We start from the raw sequence: 21,390 nt of genomic DNA, 5'->3' as shown, positions 1-21,390 counted from the left end.
CGGGCTTCGGCGGGATGGCGCTAGCGGGCTGCAAGACGTCCCAGCAACTGTTCCAGGCCGAAGCGTTCTTCCAACTGTGCCCGGTTCAGCTGCCCGTGGTAGTGCTCCTCCAGCAACGGCATGAGCTCGTACTTCCAGATGCGGCGCAGGCCCGTGGGATTCTGGGCCGTGTTCTTCATGAAATACGACGGCCCGATCATGAGGTCACGGTCCCAGTCGTCGATGGCGTCGTTGAGCGCGTCGAGGAGGTCCGCGTTGAGCGTATCCAGGCCGCGGGCTTCCAGGAACCGGCGCAGCGTGCCACGGATCGGCTCCTCTTTGGGGTGCAGTTCGATGAACGCGAAACGTCGGCGGATAGCGGCGTCCATCATGGCGATGGAGCGGTCCGCCGTGTTCATGGTGCCAATGATGTAGAGGTTGTCCGGAAGGCTGAAGGGCTCGTTGGGACTGTACTGCAGGTAGATGCGGTCGTCCCGGTATTCGAGCAGGAAGTACAGTTCGCCGAACACCTTGGCCAGGTTGGCGCGGTTCATTTCGTCGATGATCAGGAAGTACGGTTTGTGCGCATTCTCCGGTTTGGCGGCTTCCTCAGCGAGCCGGCGCAAGGGTCCGGCAACAAGCTTGAAGGAAACCTGGCCGTCGTCGGTCTTGTCTGGCCGGTAGCCCTCAAAGAAGTCCTCATAGGCGTATGAAGGGTGGAACTGGACCAGCTTCACGCGCTCGTCCGTGTGGTCTCCTGCGAGCTCGGCCGCGAGGTGCTTGGCAAGGTAGGTCTTGCCTGTTCCCGGAGGACCGTACAGGACCAGTTGCCGGTTGTCTTCAAGCAGTTCGGCGATCTCCTTGAGGGGTTCGAGGTCCATGTGCAGGGACGCGGCAAACTCTTCCGTCAGGGGACGGAAACCTTGCTGGACAACCTCGACGACGGCGGTTGGCGGCGCTTCGTCCTCGCCGTCGGTTTCGGCTTCCACCGGGAGCAGCTCCTGCAGGGCCTGGATGACCCGGGTGACATCCACGAGTATGCCGGGCGTGGAGAGCTGCCGCTGTGCGTGGCGAGGAAGCTCGGGGATGGCATAGCTGTCATCGAACCAGCGGACCTTGCGGCGGATGCGCCGGTTGTCCTCGTGGTGCTCAGGCTCGCCGAGAACCACGCCAACCCGCACCCGCCCCGCGTGCTGGTAGAGCGTGAGATCGCCTGGCTTCATGACTGTCAGGAACGCGAAGACTGCCGTCTTGGTGTCTTCACGTTCAACGTAGCCAAGATGCTTGTAATCCTCATCCACGGCATGCTGGACCACGCCGGCGGTAACTCCCGCGGTGAGGGTGCGCAGGTGCTCCACATCGAGGGTGGCCTTTTCTTCGGCAACCCATGAAGCCAGGAGGTCGGCATTGTCATGGTGCGTGCGCAGGAGCCAAGAACGGCGCCCCGGGTCCCCTACCTTCCGCCACTGGCTCACCAGTTGGCGGGCGTACCAGTCGATGCGTTGCCCGGCCTGCTCGTCCAAGTGCAAGCGGATCCGGTGGATGTCCGCCGTAATGTCCTCGTCCGTGTCGCCCTTGGCCCCGCCCACCAACGACGCGAAAGCATCCCTGATCTCCTGGCGTTCGACGTCCGCAACCACAGGCTCGAAATAGCTTGGCCACACCAGGTACTCGATGCTTCGACGCAGGGCGGGCTGGTCCCCGGGTGTACCGGCCGCAAGTTCGTGGAAGGCCAAGGGGTCCGCGAGCGCCTGGCTGATGGTTGCTGTGCTTTGGCTGTCCACGTGGGCCACAAAACGGCACAGCCATTTGAGGTGGTCCCAGATGGTCCAGTTGAATTCCGCGGTCCGGTCACGGATCACGCCGTGGTCCGTCATGCCCTCGTAGAGTTCCTCAGGGAGCTCGATGGGCGGCTCAACCCACGATGCTGCCTCAGCAACGCGGGCACGCTTCACCCGCAGGGACTTGACCTCGTGGGCGAGGGGCAGGGACTGCAGGAACAGCAATTCAACGGCCAGGAGCTTGGCCTCCCGGGAGGCACCTTCAAGGTTTTGGCGCAGGTTGGTCATCATGGGCGCCTTGGAGTCTTCCACCCCGCGTTCAAGCCGTTCAAGGAGCTCCGCGGCAGCGTCCGATGTCCACGTCAATGTCCGTCCGTCCAGCGCAGAAGGTCTCCCCTTCAGCGCCGGACCGAGCACATACCAGGCCGCGTCCTCGATCTCCTTGGAGACTCCGGGGGCGCGGTCAATGGCAGGTTCTACGGAGGGAATCACCATGCCAACTTACCCTGTTTGGCTTAAGCAAGCATCTGGATATCCACAGCCTGGCAGCGCAGGCCGGGGCTCCCGTCAGTGCATGCCGAACTGGTACGCCGCCGGTACGGGTTCACCTGGGCACACTTCCTCCCACAGCGCCGCAATCGCGTCTTCGCCCTCCCGGAGGTCCGGAATTTCGACGCCGTTCCGCAGTATCGCGGCGGCCTCCGCGCCGTGGCCGCCCCTGGCAAGCGCCAAGGCCTTAAGGAACGTCAAACGCCCGACGGCGGCGCCCTCCTTGGGTGCCGACTCCGCCAAGTCCAAGGCCATGGTGGGATCGCCATGCCGGATACCCAGGGTGACGGCCTCCGAGAGCAAGGCAGTCGCGGAGGAATCGGTTTCGACGCCGCTACGCAGTTCGGCGAGCCCTTCTGCGTCCCTCCCCGCCGCGAGCAACGCCAGGCCGAGCCCGCGGTGCGCAAGCGCCTTGGTGCGCCTCCGCACCCCCTTGGCCTCTAGGACCTTCCGGTACCCTTCCTTTGCGCCTTCGAGGTCCTGCCGTGCGTGCCTCATCGTGGCCAGATGGAACGTGGCTTCAGGATTGTCCTGCGCGGCAAGCAACTCTTCCCAGTCCCACCCCGCAACGAAACTTTGTGCGCCGTCGAACGCCTTTCCGTGCAGAAGCCCAAGCCAGGGTTCCTGTTCCTCCGTGACACTCTCGTCCACGAACGGGGTCCCGCTTTCATCGATCCAGCGCCTGCCGCCCTTGAGCCGCCGGGCACGTTCCACGACACCCCAGCCGCTGCCGTGCAGGAGCATTTTCGACGGCGGGACATCGGCATTCGTGATAGCGGCCGGGAGCATGGCCTCAAGATCATCATGGGGCAGCAACTCTTCCAGGCGGGCGCCCGCATCGGCCACGGCAGCGACCCAGTCCGCGCCGTGCGAAGCTTCCGGGTCCAGATGCCCGTTACCGTATGCCTCCACCCAGGCCCACTCCGCGCCGGCGGGCATCACCAGGTGTTCGAACTGTGTCTGCGCCAGGCCCGCTTGGATTTCCGCGTAGGGACCTGCTCCGGGGCTGAGCCACTCCTGCCAGCGTTTGCCACCCTGGCCCTGGCCCCACACGAACAGCTTCTTTCCCCGCAGGAGGCCCGTGGACAGCATCGCCAGCCCGTCGCCGTCGTCGTCTGCCGCTACCACCCAGCGCCGCTCGCCGGGGTCGATGTCGAAGAAGAAGTCAGCTGCGTGCGGGCTGTTGACCAGCCAGGTTCCGTCATAGCCTTCATGGCTGGTGGGCGTGACGCGGGTGATGTCCGTGGTGTAGTCGCTGCCGAAAGCTTCGTCTGCCGGGGCGATGACGCGGGTCCGGTCGGTCTCCGGGATGGCTGCGTTGCTCCACCAGTACATGGGGACGTCGTGGTCGTTCGGGTTTCGGAGCCGGACGGCCGCGAACACCACTGCCGAGTCCTCGGGAAGCCAAATGTCCACTTGGAACACCACTTCGCGCAGCCGTTCGTACTCCCACATGCGAAGGATGTGCTTGCCGTCGGGTGTGTGGACGATCGCCGTATGCAGCGGGTCGCAGCTGGTGGGCGAGTGTCCGCGCGTGCCGATGTTCCATTCCAATCCGCCCGCGAACCACGCCTTGCGCAGCGCGATGTTGGCCAATTGCGGGGCGTCGTGGGTGTGGAGCAACTGTTTGCCGGTGGCTTTGTCGAACAGTTCCCAGATGCGGCCGCCCAGCGACGGAAGGACCGTCACCCTCAGTTTGCTGTTTTCAAGAACGACGGCGGGCAGCTCCTTGGGTGCCGCCTCCCGGCTGTAGCCGTCCTGCATCAGGTACGGGTAAACGTTGGGCACCACGCCGTAACGGGCTGACGCTTGGAGTTCCTCCGGGACTCCCTCACCCACGGTGTAGGGCTGGTCCAGTTCGGCTGCGACCACAGGCAGGGGATTCAGGGGGCCGAGCTCGGCCATGGTCAGCGAGATGGTGGTGACGGTCAGGTTGGAAGTTGCTGTGTGTGCCACGTCAGAATCCGATCCAGAGAAGGAGGCCGCGCTGCGGCTCGATGGTTATTGATTGGCCGGGGGCGTACTCCGCGGCTGGCTGGAAGCCGCGGATCGCGGGCGCTTCCATGCGACGGCCGGTGGCGGCAGCGCCGTGCCCCGCGGAGGTGACGGCAGCGTCGTCGAATATCAACGTCACGTCCTCAGTTTGCCCGGCCCATGATGCGAGCGCCACAACCATTCCGCGCACCGTGAGCCAGGTGGTGGCCAGGACATCCGGATGGCTTGTGCGGACGGGTGATTGCGGGTCCCAGAAGCCCTGCATCTGCGCGCCCTCCAGGCCGGTGGTTGCCCAGAACTCCCAGAGTGGACGGTTATCGACGGCGGGGGCCCGGCCGGTCATGCCGAACACCATGCCACGCCATGGGTTTCCCCCGCCTTCGAGCATTTCGCCCATGAGGCCAAAGGGAATGCCGGACAGTTCCACCAACCAGTAGTCGGGGTCTGTGTTGTCGTAGTCGAAGTACTCCCCCAGCCATAGCCTGTCCACATAGGGCAGCTGCTCCATGTACAGATTGGCCGAGGACGCGTACCCGTCATGCGCTGTGAACTGGTTGGCCGAGTGGAGGTCGATCTCCGGTCCAACCACACCCCGCGTCGCGCAGGCCCTCTCGAGGACCTTGCGCACGCGCAACATTGCATGCCGGTCGTAGGCGATGTCATCCAGGTAGATACCATCGATCCCGTCATCTCCCTTGGCCAGTTCCTGCAGGCTGCGCACGTAGAAGTTCTCCCACCGCGACTCGCCTGTGGTCACCACTGCGATGTCCTCGACGTTCGGCGCGAACCACGCGGACACGTAGCCGCTGCCGGCGTGTTCCTGTAGCCAGATGTGGCCCGCCCCCGGGCCGTCGCTGAAGATCTCATGGTCGAGGTGCAGCAAGGGCAGCAGCTCCGGGCTGTGGAAGGTGAGCTCCCGGACGGTGTTGTAGATTTTGGCTTTGAGCCCTTTCTGATGGCAAGCAGCCACATACTTCCTCAGCCGTTCGGCGCTGAGAAGGGGGTCGTTGATGTAGGGCGCCGGTGCTGTTGCGTGATGGATGTTGACCACCGTGGCGCCGGCGGCTTTGATCTCGGACGGGTTGGCCGGTTCGTGGAAATAGCGCTTGCCCAAGTGCTTTCCGGGCTGGATCGGCTTGAACGGTGTCAGCAGGAGCCGGAAGTCGAAGTCCAGTGGCTTGCCCGCTTCCAACGTCCGGGCGCCACTTGATGCGCGGACCATGACATCGTCTCCAACGGTCCGCAGCGTGACCCCGCCCCCAACTGTGCTGCCCTGGCGGTTGGCCCACGACGCCGGTTCCACCAACGGCTTTTCCCGATAGAAATTGGTGTTGAGGGGACGCTCGTAGCTGCCGTCCCGCAAAGCCAGCTGGATTCCGGCGTTCACCCCACCCAGCCACAGCGAATCCTGGTTCCTCGTTGCGACGTCCCACGCCCAATCGATGGTTTCAGGCCGACGGCCGCCCGGCACGCCCAAGCCCATCGCGAACGGAACCGCAGCCTGATGGAACACCAGTCGCAGGCCGACGTCGTCCGCCGCGAAAGTCGACTCTGGCGCGAGGCGCAGGCTGTACGTCACTGTTCCATCGGCGTCGAGAACTCCCTCCAACCCGAGTGACATGGTGGTTTGGCCCGCGTGACCGGTCCACTGGGACCGCCACGAGACCCGGGCCGGGCCTTCCCGCTTGAACGTGATCGGCGAATGCGTCCACTCCACACCGTCCACGTCCAACTGGATGGGCGCACTGAGAAGCTCGACGGCGGGACCTTCAGTTGACGTCACAGCGGCGGTGAACGTTGACGTCACCTGGGCTGGAAGCCCAGATTCCGTCAGCCGCAGCGTCCTGCCCAGGATCCCGAGGGTCCTGGCTGATTCGTTGAGCGATATGGCGCTGAACGGCGCCACGAGCTCCGCATCTTGGGCAACTGCCGAATCGAGCCAAGCCAGGCGCCGGAGGTAGCGGGGGTCGCCGAAACCGCCCGCACTGACTACCGGGTCCGCCTCTTCCTCCGGGAGGATATCAAGCGCGACGTCGACGGTCCGCACTGGATGACCCGTTGCGCTGAGGGTGATCGACGCATAGTGCGTGGTCCCGGCGGCGTGCCGCGGGATGGGGAGGATAACGAACAAGGCCCGTACCGTCCCCGCTGGAACGTCCAGGGTCCTATGCCACGGCCGGCCCAGGCGGTCCACGCCGTCGGTGTTAATGCAGTGCCCACCCGTCTGTGGGGTCACGTCCACGGACACACATTCCAGGTCCTGCTGCGCGTACAACCCGAGCTGGACCACGTAGTCCTCGCCTGGCTGGGCCGTCGCATGGAACGAGTCCGATGGGCCGTTGATCACCCAGTGCGCCGGCAGGTCCGTCCGCATGGAAACGGGGTTCAGTCGGTCCTCAGGGAATACCAGGAAGGCCTTCCCCGGGTGCCGGGCGTGGAGTGCTTCCAGTTCGGTTGCGGTTGCGGTGAAATTCATCGGCGCGAAGGAATCGCGCTCGCTGGCGGCCTCATAGCGCAGGACTTTCGCGCGGGGCAGCTCCCTTTGCGCTGCAGGTTCCCAAGAAGAACGCCCGACGGCGGCCGCCCACGCAGGATCGGCAGCAGGCCGGCTCGGGAGGTACTGCGCCTGGGGATAATGGGCCTTCCCCAGCATTGCGTAAGGCAGGTAGTACACGAAGTAGGTGCCAGCTCCGTCGATGGCTTCGAACACGAGGGTTCCCGACTCCCTTGTGGCGCGTTCCACCGTCAGGTTCCTGACCCTGCCTCCGGATTGCGCCGAGACGACAATGACATCCACGGCTGCCGGCTCATGGTCCTGTCGACGCCACGGCAGAACCACAACGTGCGCCCGTCCTACTCCTGCCTGGGCGTGGGTTGTGTCGACTTCGATGACGAAGCGGTGGTTTCCGTACAGCAGTTTGTCCCACTCCCCGATGCCACACTCCACCTCCGGATGTCCGGGGCTGTTCCTGGTAGATCGAAGGGGGTGGGCAAGGGCCGGTGAAACCGGCGAGGACAGCGGCATCGCTGGGACTCCTGAAGGTAGCTTCCGGGGCTTTTCACCACGTTGGTGAATCCTTCAATCATTGGCGGTGCGTCGACCTCTGTAAAGGGTCATTACGATGCGTACTCACTGGGATTCGTCCGCTATTGGGCTGGACGGGAGGGCTACTCAGGCATGGCGCAAATTCAGTGCGTTGACCTTCGCCTTGGCTGCCCGAACGGTTTCGCGGTCGGTGACGGTGTAGGCCGTGGGATCGTTGCCGTCCTGCGCGCCGAGGGAAATGGTTCCCTCCCCGAGAGTGGAGACGATCTTCTTGGCCGATAGGTGGACAGCCGAAAGGCCCGCCCCGTGCATCGCGGGGATGTCGTCGAGCGCCAGTCCCCCGCCAGCCATGATCTGCAAGGCAGCTCCAGCTCGTTCTGCCATGGTGGCTAGAGTGGGCAGCCCTGCTCCCGCGGTGGCTTCGTGCCCGGAGGTGAGGACCCGCGTGAATCCCAGTTCGAGGAGCTGCTCCACAGCGGCCAGCGGGTCCTTGGACTGGTCGATGGCACGGTGGAAGGTCAGCTGGGCGTCCTGGTTGGCGTCCCGGGCAGACTCTGCAAGGCGACGCAGGGTGTGCACATCCAGTTCGCCCGACGGAGTGAGGGCCCCCACTACAACCCCGTGTGCGCCCTGGGCCAGCAGGTGCCGGATCTCGTGCACCATGGTGTCCACGTCCGACACGGAATACCGGAAATCGCCGGGCCTGCAACGAATCAGCGGATGGATTTCCAAGCGGCCGTCGACGTGCTCCATGCTGGCTTCCATGAGGCCCTGGCTGGGCGTGATGCCACCGAGTTCCAGGCTGCTGCACAGTTCGATGCGGTCGGCGCCTTCCGACGCGGCAATCCCGGCTCCTGCAGCACTCACCACGGCTATTTCAAGTTTCATGCTGAAACTCTACGTGCCCGCTGCTTTGTCTACGCGAACGGCCCCCGGGAACGCCTCCCAGGGGCCGCACGCGCATTTGACGTCAGGAAGCCTGGTAGCGCCCCAGCTGTTCCTTCTGCTTGGGAGTGAGCCGGAGGACGCGGCCTGTGGCCTCAGCGACGAAGGCTAGGTGTGTGCTGGCTTTGACGCAATCCTCCCGGGTGACCGGGTCCTTGATGACGTAGTGCAGATCGAAGCTGGCACCTTTGACGGAACCCACCCAAATCTCGACGACAGCCGGGATGTTGCGGTATTCCAGCGTCCGGACGTAGCGGACTTTGTGTTCGACAACCAGGGTCATGGTGCCCTCGTCAACATCGTTGAAAAGAGCAGCCGGTGGCTCAACCCCAGGGAGTCCCGCCCCACGGGGTGGCCCGAAGGCTGCGATGCGGGCTTCCTCGAGCATGCGCACGATCTGGACGTTGTTGATGTGTCCGTAGGCGTCCATGTCGCCCCAACGCATGGGCACAAGGACCTCAATGCGTTGGGGCGTCGCGGATGCCGGTGCGGTCACTCCGCTTGTCAGGGATTCCTGGCTCAGCTGTGCACCGCCGTCGAATCGTCCACCGCGGTCTCTTGCTCACCTGCGAACTGCGACATGTACAACCGGTAGTACGCGCCCTGCAGTGTGAGCAGGTGTGCGTGGTTGCCTTGTTCCACGATCTTGCCGTTCTCCATGACCAGGATGGTATCGGCGTCCCGGATGGTGGAGAGACGGTGAGCAATAACGAAGCTTGTCCGGTCCGTGCGCAGGGCCGCCATGGCCTTCTGCAGCAACAGTTCCGTACGGGTATCCACGGAACTGGTGGCTTCGTCCAGGATGAGCAACGAAGGATCGGAGACGAAGGCACGGGCGATGGTGATGAGCTGCTTTTCACCGGCACTGACGTTGCTGCCTTCTTCGTCGATGATCGTTTGGTAACCATCGGGCAGGGCACGCACGAACCGGTCCACGTAGGTGGCCTTGGCCGCCTCCATGATCTGGTCCTCCGTGGCGTCCAACTTGCCGTACTTGATGTTGTCGTAGATGGTTCCACCGAAAAGCCAGGCATCCTGAAGCACCATGCCCACCTTGGATCGCAGCTCCGCACGGCTGAGGTCCTTGATGTCCACACCGTCCAGGGTGATACGGCCGGCGTTGAGCTCGTAGAAACGCATGACGAGGTTGACCAGGGTGGTCTTGCCCGCACCTGTTGGTCCAACGATCGCTACCGTATGCCCGGGCTCAGCGCTGAAGGAGAGGTCCTCGATCAGTGGCTTGTCCTCCACGTAGCTGAACGAGACGTGCTCGAACTCAACGTGGCCGTCGGTCTTGGCGGGCAGGTGGCGTGTGCCGGTCTCTTCGATTTCTTCATCGGCATCGAGGAATTCGAAGACCCGCTCGGCAGAGGCAACGCCAGACTGCAGCATGTTGGCCATACCGGCGATCTGGCCGAGGGGCTGGGTGAATTCGCGCGAGTACTGGATGAAGGCGGTGGCGTCACCCAGGCTCATTGAACCCGACGCAACCCGCAGGCCGCCCACCACGGCGATGCCAACGTAGGACAGGTAGGACACAAAGTTCATCGCCGGGAAGATCACGCCGGAAACAAACTGGGCACCGAACGACGCCTTATAGAGTTCATCGTTCTTCTGGTCGAAGCGCGCCAACATGTCTGCGTCGCGGCCAAAGACCTTCACCAGATCATGACCGGAGAACGATTCCTCGATCTGGCCGTTCAAAGCGCCGGTGTTCTTCCACTGTGCCGCGAAGAGCTTCTGGCTACGGGCACCGATGACGCCTGCCAGGATCCCGGAAAGGGGCAGTGCGATCAACGCGATCAGCGCCAATTCCCAGGAAACGATGAACATCATGACGGTGATGCCCAGCACGGTGAGCACGGAGCTGACCAGCTGGGAGAAGGCCTGCTGCAGACCTTGCTGGACGTTGTCGACGTCGTTGGTCACGCGGGACAGGATGTCGCCACGCTGGCGGGTGTCGAAGTAGTTCAAGGGGAGCCGGTTGAGCTTGGCCTGGACGTCGTTGCGGAGCTTCTTGATGACCCGCATGACGATCCTGTTGAGCAGCCAGCCCTGTGCCCAGAGGAAGATATTGGCTACGAAGTACATCAAGAGAACGATCGAGATCAGGAACGTCAGCTTGGGGAAGTCGATGCCGTTGGTGAGGTGCATCTTGGAGACCATGTCCGCATAGTTGTTCTGGCCCTGCTGGCGCATGAGCTCTACGAACTGTTCCTGGGAGACACCCTCGGGAACCTGTTTGCCCAAGACGCCACCGAAGATGACGTCCATGGCACTGCCGAGGACCTTGGGGGCAATGACGTTGAGGACCACCGAGACCACCACCAGGCCGATCACGATGTAGACGCCGACACTCTCGGGTTTCAGCAGGCCCATGAGCCGCTTGGCCGACGGCCAGAACGCCTTGGCCTTCTTTGCCGGAACATCGCCGAACATGCCGCCGTCAGCCTCTGTGGGGACGTATTCCTCCTCTACGAAGTCTTCGTCCTCGAGCATTTCGGTTGCGACCTCGGCCTCGGATGTCGCCTTGGCATTCTTCGCGGCTTCTGCCTTGGCAGCCCAGCCGCGCTTCTTCTGCTGGTTCAGCTCGCTCATGCCACTTCCTCCACGCTCAGCTGGGATTCAACGATTTCCTGGTACGTGGGCGACGTTTCCAGCAGTTCGTCGTGCGTTCCGCGGTCCACGATCCGGCCGTTGTCCAGGACCAGGATCTCGTCGGCGTCTGCGATGGTGGAGACACGCTGGGCCACGATGATGACCGTGGCGTCCCTCGTCTTGGCCTTCAGCGCCTTCCGGAGCCTGGCATCGGTGGCAACGTCCAGGGCCGAGAACGAATCATCGAACAGGTAGACGTTCGGTTTGGTGACCAGTGCCCTGGCAATGGACAGCCGCTGGCGCTGCCCGCCGGACACGTTGGTTCCGCCTTGCGCGATGCGCCGGTTCAAACCGGACGACTTCTCTTCGACGAAGCCCTTGGCCTGCGCGGTTTCCAGCGCATCCCACAGTTCCTCGTCCGTTGCTTCCGGCTTGCCGAAACGCAGGTTGTGCTCGATGGTGCCGGAGAACAGATATGGCTTCTGCGGAACAGCCGAGACCCGGCTGGTGATCTCCGAAGCATCCATCTTGGTGACGGGTACGCCGTCGAGCAGTACATCCCCGGAAGCGACGTCGTAAAGCCGCGGAAGCAGCGAAACCAGAGTGGTCTTGCCGGCGCCCGTGGACCCGATGATTGCCAGGGTCTTGCCCGGCTCTGCGGTGAAGGAAATGTTGCTCAGCACGGGTGCCTCGGCGCCGGGGTACTTGAAGGTGACGTCGCGGAACTCGACACGTCCCTTCTTCTCAGCAGGCACGACCGGGGAGGTGGGGTTATGGATGGAAGGCTCGACGTCGAGCACCTCGCCGATGCGGTCGGCGCAGACGGAGGCACGCGGAATCATCATGGCCATGAAGGTACCCATCATGACGGCCATGAGGATCTGGAGCAGGTACTGGAGGAACGCCGTGAGCGCCCCGACCTGCATGTCGCCGGAGTCCACGCGCTGGCCACCGAACCACAGCACAGCTGCCGTGGAGAGGTGCAGGATCATCCCAATGGCCGGGAACATCAGGACGAAAAGGTTGCCGATCTTCACGGACACTGCGGTCAATTCGTCGTTGGCATCACCGAAGCGTTTGGCCTCGTGGGGCTCACGTACGAAGGCACGCACCACGCGGATGCCGATGATCTGCTCGCGGAGCACGCCGTTGATTGCGTCGATCTTGGTCTGCATGGAGCGGAACAAGGGCATCAGGCGGACCACCAGGTAACCCACTACTGCGACGAGGACCGGAACTGATACCCAGACGAGCCAGGAGAGGCTGAGGTCCTCGCGGAGTGCCATGATGATGCCGCCAACACACATAATGGGCGTCGAAACCATGAAGTTCAGGCCCATGAGCACCAGCATCTGGACTTGCTGGACGTCGTTGGTGCCGCGGGTAATCAGCGTAGGGGCACCGAACCGGTTGACGTCCTGTGCGGAGAAACTGCTGACCTGGCGGTAGACGCTGCGGCGAAGGTCGCGGCCGATGGCCATGGCAACCCGGGCACCGAAGTAGACCGCGATGATGGCAGCGAGCACCTGGCCGAGGGCCACCGCGAGCATGAGGGCGCCGGTCTGCCAGATGAAGTCGGTGTCACCGCGGGAAACACCCTCATCGATGATCCTGGCATTGAGGCTGGGGAGGTAGAGCGTGGCAATGGTGGACGCCAGCTGAAAGAACAGCACGGCCACTATCTGCGGCAAATACGGCTTGGAATAGCGCCGTATAAGGGTGACAAGCATGCCCACGTGTCCTTAGAAAGAGTGCGTGAATGAGATAGGAAGAAGTTTTGCAGCAGGGGCTGACAGTATTAGCCTCCCCACTGTACGAAATCCTTTGCTGCGGCGAAACAACCTACGGAAAAGATCATCCCAGCGGAGTATTTCCCGTGTCCCGGGTGCTCCCCCGGGTGCACGTGGCCCAGCAAGGGCAGCGTCTTAACACAGCGAAGCGCCGGCTGGTCACCCAGCCGGCGCCCTTGCTCCGGCCCTCGTTCGCTACACCGGCCGAACTACGCCGGGGGTTACGAACAAGGGCAGGAACTAGAAGGCATTAGCCAGCGTGTTTACCGTGGTCCGCACGGGCCTCAGCGCCCTGGAGAAGCAGGAGTGCCATGCGTTCCTGCTGCCTGCGTTCGCGCTTGAGCTCCTTGCGAATCGCCGCCAGCTCTTCGGCCGTGGTGGCCTGTTGCTGCGCGATCGCTTGCTGCTCCCGCAAGCGTGCCTGGAGTTCAACGTTGGCGCGGCTGAGCTGCAATTGCTGTTCGGCCAGGACGTACTGCGTCCGGGACAGCTGCTCCTGGACTTCCTTGACGTCACCAGCGGCGTGAGGCCGTTCCTGGGTGAGGATCCGAGCGAACTCCAGGTCCAGGTCGGATCCGGAATCCTGCTTCGGAATCCGGCGGTCCGCCCCACCGGCGGGGCGTTCGGCACCCAGGCCGCTGCCGCCGTCGTCGGTCTTTACCGCGTCCAGGGACGAGGTGTCCAGGGACATTCCGGCGTCGCCGGAAGCCGTGGCGATCAGTTCCTTTTCGGGAGCGGCATCAACCGTGCGGCGCAGGGGACGTTCCTTGATGAACAGCACGGCCAGGAGGGCCACCACGCTGATGATCGCGGAAATAAGGAAGATCTGTGCGGTTGCATCACCGTAGGCAGCGCGCATGATCTCGGCGATGGGAGCAGGCATATCGGCCAGGTCCATGCTGGCTCCGGACCCGCTACCCTGGACGGGGATGCCAGCAGCAGCCATTCCTTCCACGGCAAGGTCCTTCACGTGGTTGGACATGATGGCGCCGAGGACGGAGACGCCGATCGCGCCACCCACCGACCGGAAGAATGCCACCGAAGCACTTGCCGTTCCGATGTCCTTGGCCTGGACGGTGTTCTGTACGGCCAGCACAAGGTTCTGCATCAGCATGCCCAAGCCGAGGCCGAACACACCGGTGTAAATGGCAACGATCCACAGTTCCGTGGTGTGGTCCATGGTGCCGGCGAAGGCCAGGCCACCAATGAGCAGCACCGAACCTGCGATCAGGAACCGCTTCCACTTACCAAAGCGGCTGATCAGGATGCCCGATGCCACCGAACCAATAAGGTTGCCCGCGATCATGGGCAGCGTCAGGAGGCCAGCCTCGGTAGGCGTGGCGCCACGAGCCACCTGGAAATACTGGCCCAGGAAGGTGGAGGAACCGAACATGGCGATACCTACGGCGATCGACGCAACGATGGCCAGTGCGGTGGTGCGCTCGGAGATGATCTTCAGCGGGATGATCGGCTGGGCAACCTTGGTTTCCACGAACACCAGGAGGGCAAGCAAGGCTACGCCGCCGCCGACCATGAGCGCGGACTGCCAGGAGAACCAGTCGTAGTAGTCCGGGTTACCGGCGAAGGAAACCCAGATCAGGAGCAGGCTCACGCCGGAGGTGAGGAGGATGGAACCAAGCCAGTCGATCTTGGCGGGGCGCTTGATGTGCTCAATCTTGAGGGTGATCTGGAGGAGGATCAGTGCCACAACAGCCAAGGGAACACAGACGAAGAACGTCCAGCGCCAGCCGAGCGGGCTGTCAACAATGAAGCCACCCAGCAGCGGGCCGCCAGCGGTGCCGACTGCCATGACAGCGCCCATGTAACCCGAGTACTTTCCGCGGTCGCGCGGCGGGATCATGGAACCGATGATCGCCTGCGCCAGGGCGGTAAGGCCACCCATCGCGATACCTTGGATGACGCGTGCGGTCAGCAGCAGCGGGATGGTCTCGGACAGGCCGGCCATGACCGAGCCCGCCACGAAGATGATAATGCTCAGCTGGACCAGGAGCTTCTTGTCGAAGAGGTCAGCGAGTTTGCCCCAGATGGGCGTGGTGGCGGCGTTCGCCAGGAGCGCTGCCGTGATGACCCACGCGAAGTCGGTCTGAGTGCCCTTGAGCTCGGACATGATGGTTGGCAGTGCGTTGGCGACGATCGTGCTGCTGAGGATCGCCGTGAAGAAAGCCGCGAGGAGGCCGGTCAGGGCTTCCATGATCTGCCGGTGCGTCATGGGCGCAGCAGCATTTGCTACGGCGCCCACCGCCGTCGGGGTTTGTGTTGGTTTAGCCATTCCGGGCTCCTAAGCTGTCTGGTTTGTTGTGATGGAGCCGGCCGCCGTTGCCCGGATTGAGTCCTTGAGGGACTCCGTGAGTTTGTTGATCACCTGGGAGGCCTCGAGGGCGTCAGCCTCGCTCCAATCCGCCAGGTAATCCCGCAGTCTCACGCTGCGTTGTTCTTCGAATTCGTGCAGCTTGGCCGCACCCTTTTCGGTGAGGGCCAGGAGTTGCGCCCTGCCGTCTGCCGGATCCGGACGACGGACCACAAAGCCGAGCTCTTCGAGTTCCGCGATGTGCCTGCTCAGGACCGGAGCGCTGACGCCCAGGCGCGAAGCGAGGTGCGTCGCGCGGGCCTCCCCCTCGCCGATGAACCGCATGACGCCTTGGAGCGCCATTCCGACGTCGGGAACGCGGGCCATGTGGGCGGTCACCACGCAACGCAGGGTTCGCTGGAGGTCGAAGATTTGATGAACAAGATCGGTTGCGGTGGCAGAACCGACGGACATGGGAAACACCCCTCTTTTTGTTTGCCTAAAGCAACTATAACTCAGATTGATTGCTTTGGGAAACTAATGATGGAGTTCGTGGAGGCGTTGTGGGGCCCGCTTTGCGCCCCAATGAACGAATTTGGGGAGCAGAGCAGGCCCCACAGCGCAGAAAACCCCCGCACGGATGACCGTGCGGGGGCTGACTGTTTGGCGTTTTAGTCGTCCAGGTGAGTGGGGCCGAACATCTTCAGCAACGTCTCAACCACGACGACGTTGGGTCCGTCCGCTTCGAAGGACGCCTTAAGCGCGTCCCCCACTTCCTCGGGGGCTACCCGACGGGCCGGGACGCCGAATGACTCGGCCAGCTTCACGAAGTCCGGACGGGCAAGTTCGGTGGCCGTGGCCTGCCCAAAGGCACCCACCATGTATTCACGAAGGATGCCGTAGCCGCCGTCGTCCACGATCAACCAGGTGACCGGTACGTTGTGCTGCTTCGCGGTGGCGAGCTCGGAGATGGAGTACATGGATGAACCGTCACCGGACACGGCGAGCACACGGCTCGGTTTACCCGAGGTCTCCAACCCGACTGCTCCACCGATAGCGGCAGGGAACCCGTAACCGAGGCCGCCCGCGCCCTGCGCTGAGTGGAACTGGCCCTGCCGGGCGTCCCAGCAGCTCCAGCCCCAGTATGCGGAGATGGTCATGTCCCAGAACGTCTGCATGTCCGCCGGCACAGCCTCGCGGATGTCCGACATGAACTTCAGTTCCTTGGCCAGGTCCTGGGATTCCAACCGTGCCTTGACCTTTGCCAGGGACTCTTTGACCACGTCTTCCGGGCTGGTTCCGTGCCAATCACGCTTGGTTGCATCCGCCACCCCCGCTGCTGCGAGGGCTTCATCCAGCGCAGCGAGTGCCTGGCCTGCGTCGGCGCGAATGCCCAAGCCTGGCCGGTTGGATTCCAGAACGCGTGGTTCGGCGTCGATCTGGATGATCCGGCCGCGCGGTTCGAACGTGAAGTAGTTCGAGGTCACTTCACCCAGCGACGAGCCAATCACTATCAGGACATCGGCGTCTTCGAGGACATCAGTCATGTACCGGTCCTCGATCCACGACTGCAACGACAGTTCGTGGGTCCAAGGGAACGCACCGTTGCCGCCGGGTGTGCAGATGACCGGGGCCCGCAGCTGCTCTGCAATCGAGAGCAGCGACTTCTCGGCCCGGCCACGGCGGGTACCGCCGCCTGCGATGATCGCCGGACGTTCCGCCGTCGAAAGCCACTTCACGGCCTCCCGGATCAGCTCGACGCGCGGCGGGTTGTCGAATGCCTCGGCCAGGGCGTCTTCCACCGGCGGGACCATGATGGGATCCAGCAGGACGTTCTGCGGGATCTCGATCCACACAGGACCCTGCGGCGAGGAAATCGCCTCGGTCCAGGCGTCCTGGATCGCCGACGGGATACCGGAGGCGTGCTGGATCAGTCGCTGGCTCTTGGTGACATTCGCGGCCGAGGCCTTCTGGTCATCGAGCTGGTGCAGCATGCCCTTGCGGCGGGCGCCCAAACCATCGAGCGGGATCTGGCTGGCAACAACCACCATCGGAACACCCGTGGCGTAAGCCTCCTGCAAACCGGCAAGGGACGTCAGCGCGCCCGGACCCGTGGACAGGAACAGCACACCCACCTCACCGGTGGCGCGGGAATAACCGTCAGCGGCGAACGCCGAGTTGTTCTCCACCCGGGAGGAAACGAAGTGCAGGTTGCCGCGTCCCATGGCGTCGAAGAGGCCCAGCGCATGCTGGCCCGGGATACCGAAAACAGTCTTCGCGCCCAGCGCTTCGAGGGTCTCGACGACGAGGTCCCCGCCATTGCGCTGGTTGGTCCCCTTGGTGGGCGCTGCCGTGCCCGGATCGAAATCGATCATCGCTGGTCTCCCGAGGCTTTTGCGAGTTCCTCGATGCGGGCGCCGAGTGCCTGCTGCGCGTAGCCGTTGGGGGCGCCCAGCCGATCGTCTTCGACGGCGTTGTCTGCCATCAGGGTGACGAGCTCGTAGGCGACGTGGCTGCCGGCAACACCGGTGATCTCCGCATGGTCGTAGGCGGGAGCAACTTCGACGATGTCCGCGCCAACAAGGTTCATGCCGCGGAAACCCCGGATGATTTCGAGGAGTTCGCGGCTGCTGATCCCGCCGGCCTCGGGAGTGCCGGTGCCGGGTGCGTGCGCGGGATCCAGGACGTCAATGTCCACGGAGATGTACAGCGGACGGTTGCCGATGCGGTCCCGGATCTTCGCGACCGTTTCCAGGACGCCCTGGTAGTAGACGTCCGCGGAGGTGACGATTCCGAACCCGAAGCGGTGGTCGTCGTCGAGGTCCTTCTTGCCGTAAAGCGGACCGCGGGTACCCACGTGGCTAATGGCTTCCGTGTCCAGGATGCCCTCTTCCACGGCACGGCGGAACGGGGTGCCGTGGGTGTACTCCGCGCCGAAGTATGTGTCCCAGGTATCCAGGTGCGCGTCGAAGTGGAGCATCGCGATGGGTTCGCCGGCGCGCTCTGCTGCTGCCCTCAAGAGCGGGAGGGCGATGGTGTGGTCACCGCCGAGGGTAACCAGCTTGCTGCCGTTGGCGGTGAGGTCCAGGGCGTTCTGCTGGATGGTCTCGATCGCCTCATTGATGTTGAAGGGGTTCACGGCCATGTCACCAGCGTCGGCGACCTGGATGTTTTCAAACGGGCTGACATCCCACGCAGGGTTGTAGGGGCGCAGCAGGCGGCTGGCCTCACGTACGTGGTTGGCGCCGAAGCGCGCGCCCGGGCGGTACGAGACGCCTGAGTCGAAGGGGACGCCAACAACAGTGACGTCAGCCTTGGCGACCTGGTCAAGGCGGGGCAGGCGGGCGTAGGTGGCGGCACCGGCATAGCGCGGGATGCGGGACGAATCGATGGGACCAAGGTTTCCGTTGGCCTCAATACGGAGCTCTTCCAAAATGCGCCACTCCTTAGTGGATCGGGGGTGAATCAGTGACTGTGACACCCATCATACACTCGAAGTTGCCTAATAAGCATCAGTTGTTTACAACTTTCAAAAGACGTGAGACGCCCATCACAGCGGGCGTAAAGATTCCATAAAAACGGGGGTGCCGACGTCGAAGGCGGTCCTACGCTCGACCGGGAGCAGCACCGTGCTGCGCGAAAGGACACCGTGACCACCCTGTCGAGGCCTCCGGCCGATCCGGCCAACCGGCCAAAAAATTCCTTCAAGCTCAAACCCTGGCTGCTGGAAGGAATGCCGGACACCTCAGGCAAGCGGCAAGGCCCCCACGGCCGCCCCTCGGAGTCGCACAAGCCGCAGGCCTGGTGGAAGGTCATGTGCCTCACCGGCCTGGATTACTTCTCCACGCTCGGCTACCAACCCGCCATCGCCGCATTGGCGGCAGGCCTGCTCTCCCCGCTGGCAACGCTGCTCCTGGTTGTCGCAACCCTGGCCGGCGCCCTGCCCGTATACCGGAGGGTTGCGAAGGAAAGCCCCCGCGGTGAAGGTTCCATTGCCATGCTGGAGCGCCTCCTCCCCCGCTGGAGCGGCAAGCTCTTCGTTCTGGCGCTCCTGGGCTTCGCTGCCACCGACTTCATGATCACCATCACGCTGTCCGCGGCCGACGCCACGGCCCACCTCATCGAAAACCCGTTCGCCCCGGACTTCCTCGAGGGGCAGCACGTCGTCATCACCTTGGCACTGATTGCAGGACTGGGCGTGGTCTTCCTTCGCGGCTTCAAAGAGGCCATCAACGTTGCCGTCGTCCTGGTAGCCGCTTTCCTGGCCCTGAACCTGGTAGTGATCACCATTTCCCTGGGGCACCTCTTCACCGAAGCACACGTCATCACCGACTGGTGGACAGCACTGACAACATCGCATGGTGACCCCATCATGATGGTTGCCCTGGCGCTCCTGGTCTTCCCCCGGCTCGCCCTTGGCCTGTCCGGATTCGAGACCGGCGTAGCAGTCATGCCGCAGATCAAGGGTCACCCATCCGATACTGAAGCCAATCCCGCCGGACGGATCAAGGGCGCCCATCGGCTCCTGACCACAGCGGCGATCATCATGAGCTCGTTCCTGATTACCTCCAGTTTCACCACGGTGATGCTTATCCCGGCGGCCGAATTCGAATCCGGGGGCAAAGCCGAAGGCCGCGCACTTGCCTACCTCGCCCACAAGTTCCTTGGCGACGGATTCGGAACGGTCTACGACATCAGCACCATCGCGATCCTCTGGTTCGCCGGCGCATCCGCCATGGCAGGCTTGCTCAACCTCGTCCCGCGCTACCTTCCCCGCTACGGAATGGCTCCCGCGTGGGCCCGGGCCCTTCGCCCACTGGTCCTGGTCTTTACCGTGATCGCCTTCATCGTGACCATCATTTTTCAGGCCGACGTCAATGCCCAGGGTGGGGCGTATGCCACCGGCGTCCTTGTCCTGATCACCTCCGCTTCCATCGCGGTGACCCTTTCGGCACGGCGCAAGAAGCAGCGGGCCCAGTTCATCGGCTTCGGGATCATCTCCCTGGTCTTCGTCTACACCACGGTGGTCAACTCCATCGAACGCCCGGACGGCCTGAAAATCGCAGCCCTCTTCATCCTGGGCATCATGGTGGTCAGCTTCATCTCCCGGATGCGCCGCGCATTCGAACTACGGGCCACGCACATCAAACTGGACGAGAAAGCGTTGGAGTTCACGGCGAACCACGCCGAGGGTCCGGTCCGGATCATCGCCCACGAACCCAAGCACCTGAGCGCCAGCCGTTACCGGGAGAAGCTCCAGCACGCCCAGCAGGCAAACCACCTTCCCGTCGACTGCGACGCAGTGTTCATTGAGATCATCGTGGACGACAGCTCCGACTTTGAGCAGGAACTGCAGGTGGTGGGCAAGGAGAGGCACGGCTTCAAGATCCTGGAAGTGCATAGCAACAACGTGCCCAATACCCTGGCCGCGGTTTTGCTGCACATCCGCGACGTCACCGGCTTCATGCCGCACATCTACTTCCGCTGGACCGAGGGAAACCCGATCTCCAACCTGAGCAAGTTCCTGTTCTTCGGCGAGGGCGAAATCGCGCCGGTAACCCGGGAAGTGCTGCGGGAAGCGGAACCGGACATCACCCGCCGGCCCTGGGTCCACGTGGGCTAGCCCCTCTTCCGCCGCGCTCCTCCCCAGTTGCCGGCGGGGCGGGCACGCGTTGATCCCGGGTTTCCGCGCCCGCCCTGGGGCCTTGGGCCTCCCGGGTCAAAGCAAACGGGGAGGAACGCAGCTGCGGATTGGTCCAAACGGGGAGGAACGCCGGCACAACCATCCGGACAGCCGCCCACGGGCACGGCTCAGGGTTCGTGCGGCACCGGACCATAAGGTTCGACGCCGATCCAGCACTTCCGCTCGCAAGCGTCGAGGATGCGGCGATTCACTCGCTGGGGTGCCTCCAACCCAATGCCGCAGCAGCGATGGCAGTTTCAGCTGTCCGGCTCCGCGGAGTCCCTTTGGCCTTGCTGCGGGGCGAACTCAGCGCCCACAAATCCCGCCCATCACTGCTGATACTTCAAGAACTCGACCTGCGGGCCGAGTCCATCGTGGAAGTCGATACCCAACACCTCCTAAAAAGCCATGGCATTGCCTACGATGCTCAAGTGCAGCTCCCGGGCATCGGCCGCGTGGATTTCCTGATCGAAGGAGTGCTCATTGTCGAGGTGGATGGCTTCGCTTTCCATGCGGACCGGTCAGCTCTGCGTCGGGATCTGTTCCGCAACAACGCGTCCACGTTTAAGGGATTGTCCGTCCTCCGCTACCCGCCGGAGGCCATCTGGTACGAACCGGGCCGGGTCATAGCGGAAATCCGGGCAGTGCTGGAACGGCGGCGCGACGCTCCTCCCCGGTTGGTCAGCAAGTAAGTCCAAGCAAACCCCGGAATTACA

13 protein-coding genes are annotated in these 21,390 nt (G+C 63.5%); 2 read left to right on the top strand and 11 right to left on the bottom strand.

The features are described 5' to 3' along the window. Nucleotides 1-20: 20 nt before the first annotated feature. From J2Y68_RS04800 to speB, 11 genes are all read right to left on the bottom strand, one after another. A complete protein-coding gene (locus J2Y68_RS04800; protein ID WP_309990418.1) occupies nt 21-2,255 on the bottom strand; it encodes an McrB family protein in 2,235 nt (744 codons plus the stop codon). A gap of 72 nt (nt 2,256-2,327) precedes the next feature. Beyond that, nucleotides 2,328-4,265, bottom strand: coding sequence for a DUF5107 domain-containing protein (locus tag J2Y68_RS04795; RefSeq protein WP_309990417.1), 1,938 nt, complete (start codon nt 4,263-4,265; stop codon nt 2,328-2,330). A gap of 1 nt (nt 4,266) precedes the next feature. Next, nucleotides 4,267-7,329, bottom strand: a complete 3,063-nt coding sequence (locus tag J2Y68_RS04790) for a glycoside hydrolase domain-containing protein (RefSeq protein ID WP_309990415.1) — start codon at nt 7,327-7,329, stop codon at nt 4,267-4,269. Between the two features lie 147 nt (nt 7,330-7,476). Then, the gene (locus J2Y68_RS04785; protein ID WP_309990413.1) at nt 7,477-8,238 is read right to left on the bottom strand and encodes a copper homeostasis protein CutC; all 762 of its coding nucleotides are present in this window, start codon (nt 8,236-8,238) and stop codon (nt 7,477-7,479) included. Nucleotides 8,239-8,320: 82 nt separating this feature from the next. Further along, nucleotides 8,321-8,740 (bottom strand): acyl-CoA thioesterase, encoded by a 420-nt coding sequence (locus tag J2Y68_RS04780; protein WP_309991622.1) that lies wholly within the window; start codon nt 8,738-8,740, stop codon nt 8,321-8,323. Nucleotides 8,741-8,814: 74 nt separating this feature from the next. Then, nucleotides 8,815-10,893, bottom strand: a complete 2,079-nt coding sequence (locus J2Y68_RS04775; RefSeq protein ID WP_309990410.1) for an ABC transporter ATP-binding protein — start codon at nt 10,891-10,893, stop codon at nt 8,815-8,817. Further along, entirely contained in the window at nt 10,890-12,623 is a 1,734-nt protein-coding gene (locus J2Y68_RS04770; protein WP_309990407.1) for an ABC transporter ATP-binding protein, read from the bottom strand. The genes J2Y68_RS04775 and J2Y68_RS04770 overlap by 4 nt, the downstream gene beginning before the upstream one ends. Nucleotides 12,624-12,933: 310 nt before the next feature. Further along, nucleotides 12,934-14,973 (bottom strand): MDR family MFS transporter, encoded by a 2,040-nt coding sequence (locus J2Y68_RS04765; protein WP_309990406.1) that lies wholly within the window; start codon nt 14,971-14,973, stop codon nt 12,934-12,936. 9 nt (nt 14,974-14,982) lie between these two features. Continuing rightward, nucleotides 14,983-15,465, bottom strand: coding sequence for a MarR family winged helix-turn-helix transcriptional regulator (locus tag J2Y68_RS04760; RefSeq protein ID WP_309990404.1), 483 nt, complete (start codon nt 15,463-15,465; stop codon nt 14,983-14,985). Between the two features lie 197 nt (nt 15,466-15,662). Further along, nucleotides 15,663-17,366, bottom strand: coding sequence for a thiamine pyrophosphate-binding protein (locus J2Y68_RS04755; RefSeq protein WP_309990402.1), 1,704 nt, complete (start codon nt 17,364-17,366; stop codon nt 15,663-15,665). Next, a complete protein-coding gene (gene speB / locus J2Y68_RS04750) occupies nt 17,363-18,424 on the bottom strand; it encodes an agmatinase (protein WP_309990400.1) in 1,062 nt (353 codons plus the stop codon). The genes J2Y68_RS04755 and speB overlap by 4 nt, the downstream gene beginning before the upstream one ends. Nucleotides 18,425-18,640: 216 nt before the next feature. Between speB and J2Y68_RS04745 the strand changes: the two genes are divergently transcribed. Further along, a complete protein-coding gene (locus J2Y68_RS04745) occupies nt 18,641-20,614 on the top strand; it encodes an APC family permease (RefSeq protein WP_309990398.1) in 1,974 nt (657 codons plus the stop codon). Nucleotides 20,615-20,922: 308 nt separating this feature from the next. After that, on the top strand, nt 20,923-21,366 hold the full coding sequence (locus J2Y68_RS04740) for an endonuclease domain-containing protein (RefSeq protein ID WP_309990395.1): 444 nt from the start codon (nt 20,923-20,925) through the stop codon (nt 21,364-21,366). Nucleotides 21,367-21,390: the final 24 nt, after the last annotated feature.

The sequence above is a fragment of the Paenarthrobacter nitroguajacolicus genome (assembly GCF_031455195.1).
Taxonomy (GTDB): domain Bacteria; phylum Actinomycetota; class Actinomycetes; order Actinomycetales; family Micrococcaceae; genus Arthrobacter; species Arthrobacter nitroguajacolicus_D.
Note: the sequence above shows the minus strand (reverse complement) of the source record. Positions and strands in the feature narration are given on the sequence as shown.

Excerpts from the sequence above, each read along its gene's own strand:
- J2Y68_RS04800 (WP_309990418.1), bottom strand. The coding sequence starts at position 2,255 with ATGGTGATTCCCTCCGTAGAACCTGCCATTGACCGCGCCCCCGGAGTC.
- J2Y68_RS04790 (WP_309990415.1), bottom strand. The coding sequence starts at position 7,329 with ATGCCGCTGTCCTCGCCGGTTTCACCGGCCCTTGCCCACCCCCTTCGA.
- J2Y68_RS04785 (WP_309990413.1), bottom strand. The coding sequence starts at position 8,238 with ATGAAACTTGAAATAGCCGTGGTGAGTGCTGCAGGAGCCGGGATTGCC.
- J2Y68_RS04780 (WP_309991622.1), bottom strand. The coding sequence starts at position 8,740 with ATGCGTTGGGGCGACATGGACGCCTACGGACACATCAACAACGTCCAG.
- J2Y68_RS04775 (WP_309990410.1), bottom strand. The coding sequence starts at position 10,893 with ATGAGCGAGCTGAACCAGCAGAAGAAGCGCGGCTGGGCTGCCAAGGCA.
- J2Y68_RS04770 (WP_309990407.1), bottom strand. The coding sequence starts at position 12,623 with ATGCTTGTCACCCTTATACGGCGCTATTCCAAGCCGTATTTGCCGCAG.
- J2Y68_RS04765 (WP_309990406.1), bottom strand. The coding sequence starts at position 14,973 with ATGGCTAAACCAACACAAACCCCGACGGCGGTGGGCGCCGTAGCAAAT.
- J2Y68_RS04760 (WP_309990404.1), bottom strand. The coding sequence starts at position 15,465 with ATGTCCGTCGGTTCTGCCACCGCAACCGATCTTGTTCATCAAATCTTC.
- J2Y68_RS04755 (WP_309990402.1), bottom strand. The coding sequence starts at position 17,366 with ATGATCGATTTCGATCCGGGCACGGCAGCGCCCACCAAGGGGACCAAC.
- J2Y68_RS04740 (WP_309990395.1), top strand. The coding sequence starts at position 20,923 with ATGGCAGTTTCAGCTGTCCGGCTCCGCGGAGTCCCTTTGGCCTTGCTG.